Raw genomic sequence first — 15,977 nt, 5'->3', positions numbered from 1 at the left:
AGCGTACGGCTTCTCCTGCCGGTCGGCACCGGTCATCGGTACCGGGTCCGGACAGGCGGCGGGTCCCCGGCCGGCAGTTGGTTGCCGACCGGGGACCGGTGTGTCCTTCGCGTCAGGCCTTGATCGCCTCCGGACGTGGGTCGGCGCTGCCGGAACCGCTGTCCGCGTCGTCGCCCATGACCACGCTCTTGCGCTTGCTGAACACCACCGCCGCGACGACGATCAGCGTCGCCACCACCGCGATGGTGATCCGCAGGCCCGGGTTGCGGTCGTCGCCCACGCTCCAGGCCACCACGGCCGGCGCGATCAGCAACGAGACCAGGTTCATCACCTTCAGCAGCGGGTTGATGGCAGGACCGGCGGTGTCCTTGAACGGGTCACCGACGGTGTCACCGATGACGGTCGCGGCGTGTGCCTCGGAGCCCTTACCGCCGTACGCACCGTCCTCGACCATCTTCTTGCTGTTGTCCCACGCGCCGCCGGAGTTGGCCAGGAAGACCGCCATCAGCGTGCCGGCACCGATCGCACCGGCCAGGTAGGAGGCCAGCGCACCGGGGCCGAGTCCGAAGCCGACCGCGATCGGCGCCAGGATGGCCAGCAGGCCGGGAGTCAGCAGTTCACGCTGGGCGTCCCGGGTGCAGATGTCGACCACCTTGCCGTACTCCGGCCGCTGCGTACGGTCCATGATCCCGGGCAGTTCACGGAACTGCCGACGGACCTCCATGACCACCGCACCCGCAGAGCGGGAGACCGCGTTGATGGCCAGACCGGAGAAGAGGAACACCACCGCCGCACCGATGATCAGACCGACCAGGTTCTGTGGGTTCGCCACGTTCAGCGCGTTGAGGATCTCGGCGCCGACGTCGGTCACCCCGGCGTCGGCGTACGCCAGGCGCAGCGTGTCGGTGTACGAGCCGAACAGTGCGGTGGCGGCCAGCACCGCGGTGGCGATCGCGATGCCCTTGGTGATCGCCTTGGTGGTGTTGCCGACAGCGTCCAGCTCGGTGAGGGTACGGGCACCGTGCTCGTCGATGTCGCCGGACATCTCGGCCACGCCCTGGGCGTTGTCGGAGATCGGGCCGAAGGTGTCCATCGCGACGATCACACCGACGGTGGTGAGCAGGCCGGTACCGGCCAGCGCCACGGCGAACAACGACAGGGTGATCGAGCCGCCGCCCAGCAGGAACGCACCGAAGACACCGGCGCCGATGAGCAGCGCCGAGTAGACCGCCGACTCCAGGCCGACGCTGATGCCGGCGAGGATGACGGTGGCCGGGCCGGTCTGTGAACTCTTGCCGATGTCCTGCACCGGGCGCCGGTCGGTCTCGGTGAAGTAGCCGGTGAGTGCCTGGATGGCGGCGGCCAGCACGATACCGATGATCACGGCGCCGATGACCACACCACGGGGACCGAAGAGCGGGTCCCCACCGTTCACACCGAGGGTGGTCCGCCAGTCGTCACCGAGTTGCGCCGCCCAGGACGGCTGGAGGTAGGCGAACGAGGCAACCGCGACCAGCACCGCCGAGATCACCGCGGAGAGGTAGAAGGCTCGGTTGATCGCGGTCAGGCCGTTGCGATCGGAGGCGCGTAGCCGGGTGATGAAGACGCCGATGATGGCGACCAGCACTCCGATGGTCGAGATGATCAGCGGTAGGACCAGACCGTCGGTGCCGAACGCGGCCCGGCCGAGGATCAGCGCGGCGACCAGGGTGACCGCGTACGACTCGAAGAGGTCGGCGGCCATGCCGGCGCAGTCGCCGACGTTGTCGCCCACGTTGTCGGCGATGGTGGCGGCGTTGCGGGGGTCGTCCTCGGGGATGCCCTGCTCGACCTTGCCGACCAGGTCGGCACCGACGTCGGCGGCCTTGGTGAAGATGCCACCACCGACCCGCATGAACATGGCCAGCAGCGCGGCGCCGAAGCCGAAGCCCTCAAGCACCGTCGGTGCGTCACCCCGGAAGATCAGAACGACGAGCGCGGCACCGAAGAGGCCGAGACCGACGGTGAGGAAGCCCACCACACCACCGGTCCGAAATGCGATCTTCATGGCCGCCTCGCGGCCACCTTGGCGCTCCCGGGCTGCGGCGGCCACCCGCAGGTTGGCTCGGGTCGCCAACCACATGCCCGCGCCGCCGATGAAGGCGCTGAACAGGGCGCCGACCACGAAGAAGAGCGAGCGACCGATCTTCACCGCGGTTTCGCTGCCGTCGGTGTCGTGCACCGGCAGCAGGAACAGCAGAACCACGGCGATCACCACGAAGATCGCCAGGGTCCGGAACTGCCGGAGCAGGTAGGCCGAGGCGCCCTCCTGCACGGCCCCGGAGATCTCCTGCATGTTTGTGGTGCCCTTGCCGGCGGCCAGCACCGTTTTCGTCAGCGCGGCGGCGAAGGCGAGCGCGACCAGCGCGATCACCGCGGCGATGACGACGTACGTGACATTGGCTCCGGTGAGGGAGATCCCGCCGCCCTCGGCGGCCAAGGTGTCGGACATCTGTGTCCTCCTGTGCCGAACAACGCGCCGGCCGGTGGAGACGCACCGTCCGGCGCCTGGATGCGAATCGCAAGCGCGCCGATCCACCCGACGAACAGCGACTCCACGACCATCTGCGCTGGCCACCGGGTGGATCACTTGCTGACAACCCGCGTACTCTAGCCGCCCGCAGTGTTCGAGGTCACACCGAGGTGGCGGCGGTTGTGGATGATCTCCGTCGCTGTGCTAGGAGACGAAATTTGATATAGGAGACGATCCATGGATCCGGCTGTCGGCCGGTCGACGGCTCCGCGAGAACGTCAGCGGCTCACCGGCCAGACCATCCGTACCTCGGTCCCCACACCCTCGTCGACCGGGCGAACCTGAAGGTCTTCGACAAATCCGGCGAGAAGTGCAAAACCGACACCAGTGGTCAGATCGTCCTCGTCGAGTGACTCGTTCGCCAACTGGTCGGCGTCGAGTACGGCGAGACCGATGCTCGCCTCGATCGGCGCCCGGTCCACCACCCGCACCGAGTACGCCCCCGCATCGGACATCTCCACGAGCACCGGCTCGGCGAGGCCGTGCTGCCGGTGCAGAGCAACCGCCCTCGTGCACGCCTCACCGATGGCCAGGCGAACCTCGTCGAGCAGATCCTCGCGAACGCCCGCACGCCGGGCCACCGCGACGCCGACCAGACGGGCGGTACGCACGTGCACCGGTGCGGGCGAGAAGGAGAGCCGGACCGTGGCCATCACTTGCCGACGCCGGTCGCCGCTTCGACCGTCGGATACAGCGGGAACACCTGATCCAACGCGGTGATCCGGAAGATCTTGAGCAGGGGTTCCTTGTCGCAGACCAGGGCGAAGGTGCCGTCCGCGGTGCGCAGCCGCTTGAGCGCGCCGACAAGCACACCGAGCCCGGTGGAGTCGAGAAAGTCCACCCGGCCCAGGTCGACCACCACGTGCCGGGCCCCGGCGTCGATCAGTTCCAGGAGCCGTTCGCGCAGGCGGGGGGCGGTGTAGACGTCCACCTCACCGCCGACCTCGAGCACCGTGTGCTCACCCACGGTGCGGGTCGCCAGCGACAGCTCCATCCGTCCTCCTCAGCCAGCCGTAAACTCTCTTGGCATCTAACCACTACCCCAGGGTCGGGCTGACGACTCACCGGGGCAGATCCACCCGCACCGGCCCGTCGATTTCCCTTCACCCGAACACCAGTGCGAGAGTGCAGGACGTGACCTCGGCAGCCACCGTATCCGCCGGCAGCGGCCCCGAGCGACCGCCGGGTGCGGTCCCCGCCGCCCCGCCGGGACCGACTCCGGTGCCCGACCAGCCGAACACCGTCCCTGCGACCGACCCGCCGGACGCCCACCCCACCGACCCACCGGGCGTCACGCCAGGAGAGCTGCTGCACCGGCTGCGCCAGCGGCAACCAGCCGACCCGGTCACACACGTCGAGCGGGTGCCACCCCGGGTCGGTGAGCCGGCACCGTGGCCGTCGTGGGCTCCGGCGGAACTCCGTGCGGCGTACGCCCGACGCGGGGTGAGCACACCATGGCGGCACCAGGCCGAGGCGGCTGACCTGGCGTACGATCGTCGGCACGTCGTGGTGGCCACCGGCACCGCGTCCGGCAAGTCCCTGGCGTACCAGTTGCCCGCGCTGGCCACGCTGCTCGCCGACCCGCGCGCCACGGTGCTCTACCTGGCGCCGACCAAGGCGCTCGCCGCCGACCAGTTACGCGCCGTCGCCGCGCTGGAGGTCGAGGGTGTACGCCCGGCCTGCTACGACGGTGACACCTCACGAGCCGAGCGGGAGTGGATCCGACGACATTCCCGGTTCGTGCTGACCAACCCTGACATGCTGCACCACGGCATCCTGCCCGGCCACGCCCAGTGGTCCGGTTTCCTGCGACGACTGGCGTACGTGGTCGTCGACGAGTGCCACGTCTACCGGGGCGTGTTCGGCTCACACGTCGCCCACGTGCTGCGCCGGCTACGGCGGCAGTGCGCCCGGTACGGGCGGAACAACGGACCGACGTTCGTGCTGGCGTCGGCGACCTCGGGTGATCCGGCCACAGCGGCCGGCCGACTGACCGGCCTCCCGGTGTCAGCCGTCACCGAGGACACCTCACCGCGGGCCGGGGTCACCTTCGCCCTCTGGGAACCGCCACTGCTGCCGCCGGACCCGTCCACCGACGGGTCCGGCGAGCCCGGTGCGGGTCCTGAGCTGAATCAGGTCCGCCGCTCGGCGCTGCGGGAGACCGCCGATCTGCTCGCCGACACTGTCGCCACCGGGGTCCGTACGCTCGCCTTCGTCCGCTCCCGCCGGGGTGCCGAGGTGGTGGCGGCCAGCGCCCGACGCAGCCTCGACGAGGCGGTGCCGGGGCTCGGCGACCGGGTGGCCGCGTACCGCGCCGGCTACCTACGCGAGGAACGCCGCGAGTTGGAGCGGGCGCTGCTGCACGGCGACCTGCTGGGGCTGGCCTCGACCAACGCCCTGGAACTGGGCGTGGATCTGATCGGGCTGGACGCCGTCGTCATCTGCGGGTACCCGGGCACCCGTGCGTCGCTGTGGCAGCAGGCGGGCCGGGCCGGGCGCTCCGGCCAGGAGGCCCTGGCGGTGTTGGTGGCCCGGGACGACCCGTTGGACACCTACCTGGTGCACCATCCGGAGGCCGTCTTCGGTGCGCCGGTGGAGGCGACGGTCCTCGACCCGGCCAACGCGTACGTGCTCGGCCCCCAACTGGCCTGCGCGGCTGCGGAGGCTCCGTTGACGGCAGCCGACCTGAAGCTTTTCGGGGACGGCGCCGAGGAGGCCGTGGCGGCTCTGGTCGAGGTGGGCGCGCTGCGGCAGCGGCCGACCGGCTGGTACTGGCGGCACCGGGAGCGACCCGAGGTGGATCTGCGCGGTGAAGGCGGCGCGCCGGTGTGCGTGGTGGAGTCGGCGACCGGCCGGCTACTCGGCACGGTCGACGGCGGCTCCGCACACTTCCTGCTGCACCCCGGCGCGGTCTACCTGCATCAGGGCGTGTCGTACGTGGTCGACGCGCTCGATCTCGACGACGGATGTGCGCTGGTGCACCATGAGGAGCCGGACTGGTCCACCCACGCCCGCGACGTCACGTCGCTGTCGGTGGTCTCGGTCCGTTCCTACGTGGACGCCGGGCCGGTAGGACTTTTCCTCGGTGAGGTCGACGTCACCAGCCAGGTGGTCTCCTACCAGCGGCGACGGATCGCCACCGGTGAGGTGATCGACACCCGTCCGTTGGACCTGCCGGCCCGTGAGCTGCGTACCGTCGCGGTCTGGTTCACGCTTTCTCCCGAGTCGCTCGTCGGTGCGGGGGTGGAGCCGGCCGACGTGCCGGGGGCGCTGCACGCGGCCGAACATGCCGCGATCGGGCTTCTGCCGCTGGTTGCCACCTGCGACCGGTGGGACATCGGCGGGCTCTCCACAGCGGTGCACCCGGACACCGAGGCTCCGACGGTTTTCGTCTACGACGGCCACCCGGGGGGTGCCGGCTTTGCGGAGCGGGCGTACGGCATGGCCGCGTCCTGGCTGCGGGCCACCCGCGACGCGATCGCCGAGTGCGGTTGCGAGGCCGGCTGCCCGTCCTGCGTCCAGTCACCCAAATGCGGCAACGGCAACAGTCCGCTGTCCAAGCCGGACGCGATCCGGGTGCTCGACGCGGTGCTCACCAACCTGCCGAAGTGACCCGCCCGGGTATGAAAACCCGGGCGGGCGGGCAACTCGGTGGTCGACGGCGTGCGCTGACCGCTCGAACCTGCGCACCTGTCGTTCGGCTGTGCGACACTCCGGCGCACCACAGTTGAGGAGTTCTCATGCGGCTTGACGGCTTGCAGGCACAGCAGCAGTTCCACATCCGTCAGCGGTTGCGGTTCATGGTCAACCAGTACGAGGTGCACGGTGTCGCGCCGAACGGCTCCGAGGGCGGGTTGTTGGCGTTCGCCCAGCAGAAGCGGCTCGCTTTCAAAGAACAGGTGACGATCTACACGGATGATTCCAAGCAGCAGCCACTGCTCGGTTTCAAGGCACGCCAGCGCCTCGACCTCGGTGCAACGTACGACGTCACCGATCATGCCGGCAACCCGATCGGACTGTTCCGGAAGGACTTCGCGCAGTCCCTGCTCCGCTCGACCTGGCACGTCGAACAGGCCGGTCTGCCTCCTGTCACCGGCCAGGAACGCAGCATGCCGGTGGCGCTGATACGCCGTTTCGTCGACTCGCTGTCCTGGGTGCCGTACCACTTCGATTTCGTCGCGGACGGCACACCCGTCTTCTCCGTGGTCAAGAAGTGGGGTCTGCGCGACCGGTACGTCGTGGAGATCCGGAACCCGCAGGTCGACCGACGTCTGGTGATCGCGGTGGCTGTCGCTCTCGACGCTCTCCAGGGCCGCTGAACGCCGCGACCGTCTCTCTGCCGCCTGGCCCCGGGTCGGCCCGCTCGACGACCACGCTGAGCGGGCCGACTTTCGGGGCTGCGACGGTCAGCCGCGCAGCGGCCCTGCTCGGCTGGTGGCGTAGGCGGTACGGGTCATTCCTGGCAACGGGCTCACCGTGACCTCCGTGGTGACCAGCACATCCAACCCTTCGAGGCGGCACCGCGTCAGCCGGGCGGCGTTCGCGGTGACCAGCTCCGCTGCTCTGGCGCATGCCACGCGTTCGTCCTGAAGTGCTCGAGCCGCGCCCGCGAGAGCCCCGAAGTCGGCTGCGACCAGGGCCTGCTGTCGCGCCACCCGGGCCGCTCCCACGCCTGCGCCGATCAAACCGGCGACGACGAACACCAACCCCACCCCGAGCAGGCAGATCGTGGCCCCACCCCGCTCACCGCCACCGGTCGTATGCCGACTCACCCGCGAACGCGACGGCTGGTGAGGCGGCGGGGCAGCCGCTCGTCGGCGAGCGGGTCGCGGTGGAGGCGCCGGTGATGCGCTGACCGCCCACGCCGAACGCCGCCGCCTCGATCCGCGAGATCCGCACGCCCCGGCGACGATCATGTTTGCGGCTCCGGTGCACCGGGTTCGACCGCCGCGACGGCTGTCGCCGCTACGTCGATCGCGGGCAGTTCGGTACCGAGGGCACGGACGGAGGCCCGGACCGTGGCCCGAACATGCTCACCGTCGGAGATGACGACCACCTGCGCACCGGCCGGGGCATGCCGGCTACCGGCGGCGGTGCCCGGCGCGCCCCGCGAGGCGGCGAGCGCCGCCTCGCGGGCCGCGTCCAGGCACGCCGCCTTGGTGCTCACCGCGTTGATCGTGGTCAGCCCGGTGAGCAGAAGCAGCACCAGCGCCGGCAGGCCGGCCGCCATCTCGGCCGTGAACGATCCCCGGTCGCGGCCGGCCGGCCGGCGCCCGATCACTTCAGTGCCCGGTCGATGACGGCCGTCAACGCGGACTGCACACCATCGGAGGTCAGCACCTTGAGCAGGACACCACCGAAGGCCACCGCGGCGAGCGTTCCGACCGCGTACTCCGCCGTGTTCATTCCGGCGTCCCCGCGAAGGCGGGCGAGGATTCTGTGCACGTGTTCGTCCTTTCTCGTTGATTTCACAACACGTCGCCGAGGACAGCGACGATCACCGGCACCAGACCGGCGAGAATGAAGGCAGGCAGGAAACACAGACCAAGCGGCAGCACGATCAGCACACCGCTGCGGCGAGCAGCCGCCTCAAGCACGACGGCGCGGTCTGCTCTCAGGTCGTCGGCGAGCCGGATGAGCGCTCCGGCCAGGGCGGCGCCGCTGCTCGCCGAGCGGATCGCGACGGTGGCCACACGATCCGCTCCCGGTACCGCCGCGAGATGTACCCACGCCTCCTGAGGCCCGCCACCGAGTTGCAGCGTTCGACCGACCCGGGCAAGGTGACGCCCCAGCGGCCCGCCGAGCGCGTCGGCCACTGCGAGCACCGAACGTTCCACCGGTGCCCCTGCCCGCAGCGCCGCCGCCAACAGATCGGCGGCGAGTGGCAGATCGGCGGTTGCGCGCAGCCGATCACGACGGGTGGCCGGCGGCTCGATCCGCCGCAGCAACCGGTCCAGCAGCACCGCAGTGGGCAACGCCGCCGCCGGGCCGGCCCAGCCTTCCAGGAGCACCGCCACCGCCGCACCGCACAGCCCGGCGGTCACGCGGACCAGGTCGATCCCCCATCGGCGCGGAACCTGCGTCGGGCCCCCTCCAGGCACGCCGGCCAGTGTCACTTCACGTGGTCGCGCCCCTCGGGGCATCGAACGCCAGCGCCACCGAGCGGCCCGACTGGCACCGACATGTCCGACAAGACGGCGCAACCGGCGTCGGGGCTGGTACCAGCCGACCGCGAGCACAGCGACCAGGGCGACGCCGACCAGACCCAGAACTACGGAGGACGTCCCGGACATCAGCTGTCCCCGACCGGGGTGACCGAAAGACGCTCCGCCCAGAGCAGGCCGATCACCTGAAGACCCACTGCCGCGATCGCGCAGGCCCCGCCGACCGTGGTATGCAACAACACCTGGAGGGGGTCCACCCCGATCCCGTAACCGAGGCCGATCCCGCCCAGCGGCAAGGCGGCCAGCAGCCACGCGGTGGCCCGCGCACCGGACGCCTGGGCTGAAGCCGTCGCCAATGCCCGATCCGTCGACCGGGCGTCGGCCTCGATCCGCTCCACCAGGTCAGCCAGCGGCGCCCCCGTATGCTCGGCCATCCGCACCGCGGCTCCGGCCAGCCGCCCGAGTCGGTCCGCCACGGCACTGGACGACGCCCCGCCCGGCAGAGACTGCTCGGACCCGACGGACCGGCCGGCGTCGGTGACGGTCTCGTCCGGCCGCCGCCGCGTGGCCGCAGCCGACGTGCCGCCGGGCGACGCGTTCGTCAGCACCTGCGCAGCAACCGGCACCGGCAGACCGACCCGCAAGTCCCCGGCCAGGGCGCAAAGCTGATCCAACCGCTCCCGACGGTCCCGCCCGGCCCGGGCCACGGTCACCCGACGGCGCATCGCCCGCACGCCCAGTGCGCCGTAACCGGTCAGGGCCACTGCCGCGACCGGACCAGCGAGCAACCCGCCGACCCCAGCGCCGACCAGGCAGGTCAGCGCAAGGAGCAGTCGGGGCGCCACCGTCCGTGCTGCCGGTCGACCCGCCTTCGGAACACCGCAACCGAACTGCTCGCGATCGTCGACCGGCAACCGAAGTTCGAGCTGCACCGCGCGGTCGCCCGGCACTCGTTGGCCGGTTGGCTCGCGACGGTCGGTCCCGTCTACGGCGACCTGATCCCCGTCCGAAACCGGCATGTCATCCACCTGCGACGTCAACTGGACGACGGCGGATGCGGTGCCCTGTCGAACCGGACCTGGCACGCCACCGGGCCGTTCCGGCCGTCGGCTTCCACGCGGCCCCGGTGGGCGTGACACGGTCGGCGCGGGCGGTGGCCCGGAGACTGTCCGCGTGATCGGGGAAGTCACTGGCTTGAAAGCGTGCACCGTCACCGGGCACGACCCCGCCGTCTCCGGCCACCCGACACCCGTCGGTGCCGGACAGTTCGGACGCTGGCGCTGCGGTCCCGCTCCGTACCACGGACCGCCCACCTGCCGGAGAGCCACAACCCACGCGACGAGCGGATCGTCGGTTGTCTCCCTGCCGTCCCCCGGACACCTCGAAACACCTCGCCGACGTAGCCGGTGGGCCAGTACGGCCAGGACCGGTAGCACCGACGCCACCCACCACCATGCGACGCTCACGACGACACCGCCGACGCGGGCCAAGGCTCACAAAGGATCGGCGGCACCGACACGTCACGGTTACGGAGCAGTGTGCCGAGTGCCCGGGCCGCAACCCCGAGCCCTCGGCCACGAATCCACGCGGGAACAGCGGTGACCAGCCGGTCGGGCCCCTCCGGCAGCAGCAGGCAGATGGACTCCAGCAGGCGACCGTGCGGGGTACGGCGGATCTGGAACACCACCTGCAGCGCCGCCGCCACCTGAGCGTGCAGCGCTGGGCGCGGCAGGCCCCCGAGCAAACCGAGCGCCTCCAGTCGGGCCGGCACATCCGAGGGCGTGTTGGCGTGTAGCGTCCCCGCCCCGCCCTCGTGCCCGGTGTTGAGGGCGGCCAACAGGTCAACTACCTCCGCACCCCGACATTCGCCGACCACAAGTCGGTCCGGTCGCATCCGCAGCGCCTGCCGGACCAGCTCGCTGAGGCCGACGGCTCCTAATCCCTCCACGTTGGCCGTACGCGTCTGCAGACCCACCACGTGCGGATGTACCGGCCGCAACTCCGCAGCGTCCTCGACCAGCACGATCCGCTCGGTGCTCGGCACCAGACCGAGCAACGTATTCAACACGGTTGTCTTGCCCGAACCGGTGCCACCGATCACCAGATAGGCGAGCCGGGCCGCCACCACGGCGGCGAGCACCGGCGCAACCGGGCGGGCCACGGCACCCTGAGTCACCAGTTCGTCAAGGGTGAACGGCCGCTGCCGGAAGGTGCGCAGCGACAGGTAGGGCCCGTCGGTCGCCACTGGTGGTAGCACCGCGTGTAGACGCGTCCCGTCGGCCAGCCGGGCGTCGGCGCACGGCGACCCGTCGTCCAATCGGCGACCGGCACCGGCAGCCAGCCGCTGCGCCAGTCGGCGTACGTCGTCGGGCGTACCGACCGGCACCGGCACCTGGTGCAGCCCCTGCCCCCGGTCGACCCACACCCGTGCCCCGTTGACCAGTACGTCCGTCACTTCGGGATCGGCCAACAGCACGGCGAGTGGGCCCGCACCCACCAGGTCGTCGCGTACCCGGTCGGCGATCCGCAGCAGAGCGTTGTCGCCAAGTACGGCGGCGTCGGGTTCGGCGCGTACCGCGGAGACGATCGCGGCCGGGGTGACCGGCGTGGTGGTCGCAGCGATCCGCTGCCGTACCCGGGCCGCGAGATTCTCCCCGCTCACGCCGCACCCGCCGCTGGCTGGCCGGTGAGTTCGGTGACGATCCGCTGGCAGAGTTCGGCCAGCGGGCCTCGCCCACCGGCCGCCGGGGCCTCACCCCGCTCCAACCCTCGGCACAACCCCGGTTCGGGCCGCAGCGAACCGGCCAACGGCAGACCGAGTGCCTTGGCGACCTCGGTGGCACGCAGTCGACCGGGGGCGGGGCCACGGACGATGACGGACAGATCAGAACAGTGGGGGGCGACGGCCGCGACCACCCGGGCCGCTGCGGCGGTCGCCCTCAACTCGGCTGGCACCACCACGAATGTGCGGTCAGCGGCCTGTACAGCGGTCACCGCAGCGTCGTCGAGTTGACGGGGCAGGTCGACCACCACGAAGTCCCGGCTCCGCCGGGCGGCGTCCAGGGTGGCGGCGACAGCTTCGGCCGGCACGGCGATCAGGTCGCCACGGTCCCAGGAAAGCACCACGAGATCGCCCCGGCTGGGTAATGCGCGTACCAGGGCCGGTGCGTCTACCCGACCGTCGGCTGCGGTGAGCGCCGGCCAGCGCAGACCCTCCAGTTGCTCCCAGCCGAGCACCAGGTCCAGGCCGCCGCCGAGCGGATCGGCGTCGAGCAGGAGAGTACGCAGTCGGGCTCGGGCGGCAGTGACGGCGAGGCCTCCGGCGAGAACACTGGCGCCGGCTCCACCCCTGCCGCCCACAAGCGCGACCATCCGGGCCGGCGCACCACCCTCGATGCCGCAGTCGGCGAACCGGTCCACAAGCCACGGCTCGGCCGCCGGCAACACGGCGACGTGTTCGGCGCCGAGTAGCTCCGCCACCTGCCAACCGGACTCGACGTCACCGAATCGTCCCACCAGAACCAGTCGGCTTCGACGGGGTAGCCGCGCCCGAAGGCAGGGCTGAGCCTGGTCGCTTCCGACAAGGACCAGCGGTGACGGTCGCCAGCGGGTGCGGGCGGCTGCCGGATCGGCTGCCACCTCCACCTCGATCCCGCCAGCGGCCGCGAGCCGGAGCAGGTCCTCGAGCAGCTCACCGTCCGACGTGACGACCAGCGGCAGCCGCCGGTCCGGCGGAGCGGAGGTACGGGATGGCATCGCGGCCTCCAAGCGATCGGTGCGGGTTCACTTGCCTGCTCGAACCCTGCCGCCGCTGCCGGCCCATACGCTGCCCCGACCGGCTGCCCTGTGGACAACGGACCGCTGTGTGGAAAACGCCCACCACGGTCATCGATCTGCTATGGAAGGGCGGCCCATCTCATTCGCATGAGTCCTCCCCAACCATGGCGGACCGTGACGCGCAACACGCATAATCGACGTTCCGTGCCGTCGGCAGAACGGCATTCCTCGCCGGATCGAGGTCATGAAGCAGTCGCCAGATCACGAACACATCCGTATCGAGACGCGGCTACGTGTCGGACCCTGGTTGTTCGACCCACGTTCCCGTGCCCGGCAACTAGCCTCGCGACCGGTTCCGCGGGCCCTCCCGCCAGCGCCGGCGCCCCTCGGCGAGCCGGTCGTGGCTCCCCTGGCTCTACGCGAGGCCGCCGTCCCGGTCGTACACACCCGTCGCGCCGCCGGCCGGACATCGCACCGGCTGGTGCTCGCCGGCCTCGCCGTCGCGGCCCTTGGACTCATGCTCACCGTGCTGTGGCCGACAACCGAGCCACCCACTGACGCGGCCGCCATTGTGCCGTCGGACTGGACACCTCCGGCACCAGAGGATCCCGCGTCCGGTCTCGACGGCATCACTTCCACCACGACGTCCACACCGTCAGCGGTATCGTCCGTCGGCGGGATCTCGTCCTCCCGACCGCAACTCAGTCGCAGAGCGACGCCGACACCCTCACCCACCCGCACCGCCGCGTCTACCGTTCCCGCCACGCCGAGTGCCCGCCCGAGCACCTCGCCTAGCCGATCGACGCGACCGCCAGCGACCACCCCTCCACCCCAGCCAGCGAGCCTGACCCCTCAGCCTGGGTGGCGGGAACACGATATGCGCTCGGTCAGCGGTGGCAGGGAAACCAGCATCGAGTTCGTAAACCTTCGGTCGCGGTCGGTGATCGTGTACTGGTTGGACCATCGCGGGTACCGGCGGCAGTACGCCGTGCTGAACCCGAACGAGTCACACCGGCAGCACACGTACGTTGGGCATCCCTGGGTGGTGACCAACAGCCGGGGCCGTGCCCTGGCCTGCTTCGAACCAGAGCCCACACCCGCGCGCGCCGTAATCGACTGACGAAGGGTTCTCCGGCCGGACTCGATGCCACGCGCCGCGCCGTCACCGAGGCCGGGCGAGCTGTCAGGCCGCGGACCCTACCGATCGGCGAACGGTCGTGGGCGGCGACCGAGAATCCCGCCGGCGTCAACCGTCGGTAGCAGCCACATGGCGTTGAGGGGTCGCTTGGAAGCTGACCCCGCCGAGCGGACACCCGAGCCGCACTGACAATGCGACACCACCTGTGGTGGCAGCGCTCCCACAATGGGGACGACCCCCGTCGGGGGGAGACGGGGGTCGTCTAAGGTTCGGCTCCGGGGGGGTCGAGCCGAACCCGCTCAGCGGTCACGGGGGGTGCAACCGCCGAGAGTCTGCCGGTTGGACGGGATATAAATGCCTGTGCTGCAACCAAGTCTGCCTGAGCGGACCTGTGTACGTCGAGTGGTGTAGCCTCCACTCCCTGCGAAATCCTTTCCACAGGGTGTGACCGCGGTCACTGTCCGCAGGCGAGCGCGAGCCAGCTCGCAGCTCCGACCGCTTCCCAGCCCCCCGGGCATCCGCCGACGATAAACCATCGGGCTAGACTTTCGCGCCGTGGGCCGAAGTGCCGCTTTCTTCGATCTGGACAAGACCGTGATCGCCAAGTCGAGCGCCTTGGCGTTCGGCAGGCCGTTCTACCGCGATGGTCTGATAACCCGGCGTGACGTGGTCAAGTCGGCGTACGCACAGCTGATGTTCCGGCTGGGCGGCACCGACGAGCAGACCATGGCGCGCACCCGTGACTATCTCGCCACACTCTGCAAGGGGTGGCCGGTGGAACAGGTCCGCCAGATCGTGGCGGAGACACTGCACGAGCTGATCAACCCTTACGTGTACGCGGAGGCCGCCGCGCTCATCGAGGAGCATCAGGCTGCGGGGCGGGACGTGGTGCTGGTGTCCGCCTCGGGTGAGGAGATGGTGCGTCCGATCGGCGTGTTGCTCGGGGTGAGCGATGTGATCGCGACGCGGATGGGTGTGGTCGACGGTCGGTACAGCGGCGAGGTCGAGTTCTACGCCGCTGGTCCGAGCAAGGTCGAGGCGGTGAGCGAGCTCGCTACCGCCCGCGGCTACGATCTGGCGGACTCGTACGCCTACTCCGACTCGTACAGCGATCGGCCGTTGCTGGAGTGCGTGGGACATCCCTCGGTGGTCAACCCGGACCGGCAGCTACGCCGGCTGGCGGTCGAGAACGCCTGGCCGGTCCTTGAGTTCCGGCACCCGGTGCCGCTGGGCCGGCGACTACGTGAACGGCCCGCGGTTCCGGTCGCCGCGGCGGCGCTCGGAGTCGGAGTCGGCGTGGCGATCGGAATCGCCTGGTACGGCCGGCACCGCCGCACCCGCGCCAGTACCTCGCCGGCCTGACCTCGCCAGGGTCACCGTTACGAAAGTCGCCGCAACAGCCGGAGCCGAACCTGCCCCCGCGGTCAGGGCCGCTCCGGACGAACAGACCGGCGCCCGCTCAGGCGGCGAGGATCTCGTCCCCGATCGCGGTGAGCTGGGCGGCGCCCACCTCGACAGCGGACATGTAGTGGCGGAGCCAGGATCGCAGCCCGTCGGGGGTGCCGGTGGCGAAGGCACCGGCACCCCCGACGTACTCCGGCTCACGTTCCCGGTGCCCGACGTCGACGGCGAGCAGGCCACGTGGGTCGAATCCGGTGGAGAGCAGCACGAGACGGGCAGCGGCCCGGGCCACCACCCCGGACGGGCCGGCGAACGGCCGCAGGTTGAGCAGTTCGCCGTGTACGACAGCGGCGAGCACCAGCGGGGTGACCCGGGTACCGCCGGCCACAAGTGTGGCCAGCGCGTCGAGTCGGGCAGCGACCACCGGGTCGTCGATCGGGCGGCCCAGCTCGGTCTCGGTGACCACCTCGCGAGCGGCGAGCACATGCAGTTTCGCCAGTGCCTGCCGGGGGGCTTTCGGCCAGAGTTCGCTGAGCCCGGGTAGGGCTCCGGCCACCCGTAACGCGCCCTGGAGCACCGGTTCGGTGACGGTGCCGGCGCGTACGGTCTCCCGCTCGTGGTGGTGGCCCTCCAGCCCGGCGCTGGCCACCGCGGAGCGCAGGCTCACTTCGGCCGCAACCTGACCGCCGTGGCGTCGCAGCGCCCGGTGGGTCAACGCCCGGTCGAACCTGTCGCGGGCCCGCTCCACGGCGGGGGTGATGTCGGCGAGGTCGAGCAGCGGCGCGAGCGGATCGGCGGTCACACCGACACGTTAGCGACGGTGCCGGTAAGTCTGGACGTTGGTCACCGGTAACGCGATCCGTGCCACCCGCACGGCCCGCCGGTCGGGAGACGCGGACAGGGCTGCGATCACGGTCTACGACGA

At 70.8% G+C, this 15,977-nt stretch carries 14 protein-coding genes and 1 pseudogene; 3 read left to right on the top strand and 12 right to left on the bottom strand.

Going from position 1 to position 15,977, the window contains the following annotated elements; translation table 11 throughout:
* Positions 1 to 112: 112 nt before the first annotated feature.
* The 3 genes from HCA58_RS18050 to HCA58_RS18040 form a co-directional block, all read right to left on the bottom strand.
* On the bottom strand, positions 113 to 2,491 hold the full coding sequence (locus HCA58_RS18050; RefSeq protein WP_169599016.1) for a sodium-translocating pyrophosphatase: 2,379 nt from the start codon (positions 2,489 to 2,491) through the stop codon (positions 113 to 115).
* 299 nt (positions 2,492 to 2,790) lie between these two features.
* The gene (locus HCA58_RS18045; protein WP_169599015.1) at positions 2,791 to 3,225 is read right to left on the bottom strand and encodes an ATP-binding protein; all 435 of its coding nucleotides are present in this window, start codon (positions 3,223 to 3,225) and stop codon (positions 2,791 to 2,793) included.
* Entirely contained in the window at positions 3,225 to 3,566 is a 342-nt protein-coding gene (locus HCA58_RS18040) for an STAS domain-containing protein (RefSeq protein WP_169599014.1), read from the bottom strand. The genes HCA58_RS18045 and HCA58_RS18040 overlap by 1 nt, the downstream gene beginning before the upstream one ends.
* Positions 3,567 to 3,877: 311 nt before the next feature.
* Between HCA58_RS18040 and HCA58_RS18035 the strand changes: the two genes are divergently transcribed.
* A complete protein-coding gene (locus HCA58_RS18035) occupies positions 3,878 to 6,184 on the top strand; it encodes a DEAD/DEAH box helicase (protein ID WP_240956454.1) in 2,307 nt (768 codons plus the stop codon).
* A gap of 128 nt (positions 6,185 to 6,312) precedes the next feature.
* A complete protein-coding gene (locus HCA58_RS18030; protein WP_169599013.1) occupies positions 6,313 to 6,891 on the top strand; it encodes a hypothetical protein in 579 nt (192 codons plus the stop codon).
* Between the two features lie 87 nt (positions 6,892 to 6,978).
* On the opposite strand, the gene HCA58_RS23640 is transcribed toward HCA58_RS18030, so the two are convergent.
* The 8 genes and pseudogenes from HCA58_RS23640 to ssd form a co-directional block, all read right to left on the bottom strand.
* On the bottom strand, positions 6,979 to 7,344 hold the full coding sequence (locus HCA58_RS23640; protein ID WP_346776033.1) for an Rv3654c family TadE-like protein: 366 nt from the start codon (positions 7,342 to 7,344) through the stop codon (positions 6,979 to 6,981).
* The gene (locus tag HCA58_RS23635; RefSeq protein ID WP_240956423.1) at positions 7,316 to 7,471 is read right to left on the bottom strand and encodes a hypothetical protein; all 156 of its coding nucleotides are present in this window, start codon (positions 7,469 to 7,471) and stop codon (positions 7,316 to 7,318) included. The genes HCA58_RS23640 and HCA58_RS23635 overlap by 29 nt, the downstream gene beginning before the upstream one ends.
* A 13-nt stretch (positions 7,472 to 7,484) precedes the next feature.
* Positions 7,485 to 7,853, bottom strand: coding sequence for a TadE family type IV pilus minor pilin (locus tag HCA58_RS18020; protein ID WP_169599011.1), 369 nt, complete (start codon positions 7,851 to 7,853; stop codon positions 7,485 to 7,487).
* Positions 7,850 to 7,978 carry a DUF4244 domain-containing protein gene (locus HCA58_RS18015; protein ID WP_205808979.1) on the bottom strand — a complete coding sequence of 43 codons (129 nt, stop codon included), beginning with the start codon at positions 7,976 to 7,978 and terminating at the stop codon, positions 7,850 to 7,852. Before HCA58_RS18015 ends, HCA58_RS18020 begins: the two co-directional genes overlap by 4 nt.
* A gap of 62 nt (positions 7,979 to 8,040) precedes the next feature.
* Positions 8,041 to 8,673, bottom strand: coding sequence for a type II secretion system F family protein (locus tag HCA58_RS18010; RefSeq protein WP_346776032.1), 633 nt, complete (start codon positions 8,671 to 8,673; stop codon positions 8,041 to 8,043).
* 191 nt (positions 8,674 to 8,864) lie between these two features.
* Positions 8,865 to 9,182: pseudogene (locus HCA58_RS23630) on the bottom strand (hypothetical protein); the annotation flags it as partial.
* A 1,016-nt stretch (positions 9,183 to 10,198) separates the two neighbouring features.
* Positions 10,199 to 11,398 carry a TadA family conjugal transfer-associated ATPase gene (locus HCA58_RS18000; RefSeq protein WP_169599008.1) on the bottom strand — a complete coding sequence of 400 codons (1,200 nt, stop codon included), beginning with the start codon at positions 11,396 to 11,398 and terminating at the stop codon, positions 10,199 to 10,201.
* Positions 11,395 to 12,492 (bottom strand): septum site-determining protein Ssd, encoded by a 1,098-nt coding sequence (gene ssd, locus HCA58_RS17995; RefSeq protein ID WP_169599007.1) that lies wholly within the window; start codon positions 12,490 to 12,492, stop codon positions 11,395 to 11,397. The genes HCA58_RS18000 and ssd overlap by 4 nt, the downstream gene beginning before the upstream one ends.
* Positions 12,493 to 14,206: 1,714 nt before the next feature.
* Here ssd and HCA58_RS17985 point away from each other — a divergent pair.
* A complete protein-coding gene (locus HCA58_RS17985; protein ID WP_169599005.1) occupies positions 14,207 to 15,013 on the top strand; it encodes an HAD-IB family hydrolase in 807 nt (268 codons plus the stop codon).
* A gap of 97 nt (positions 15,014 to 15,110) precedes the next feature.
* Here HCA58_RS17985 and HCA58_RS17980 read toward each other — a convergent pair whose 3' ends face one another.
* Positions 15,111 to 15,854, bottom strand: coding sequence for an oxidoreductase (locus HCA58_RS17980; RefSeq protein ID WP_169599004.1), 744 nt, complete (start codon positions 15,852 to 15,854; stop codon positions 15,111 to 15,113).
* Between the last annotated feature and the right edge of the window lie 123 nt (positions 15,855 to 15,977).

The organism is Micromonospora sp. HNM0581 (genome assembly GCF_012726175.1).
GTDB lineage: Bacteria > Actinomycetota > Actinomycetes > Mycobacteriales > Micromonosporaceae > Micromonospora.
The sequence above is the reverse complement of the archived record's forward strand: the minus strand, read 5'-3'. Positions and strand labels throughout refer to the sequence as shown.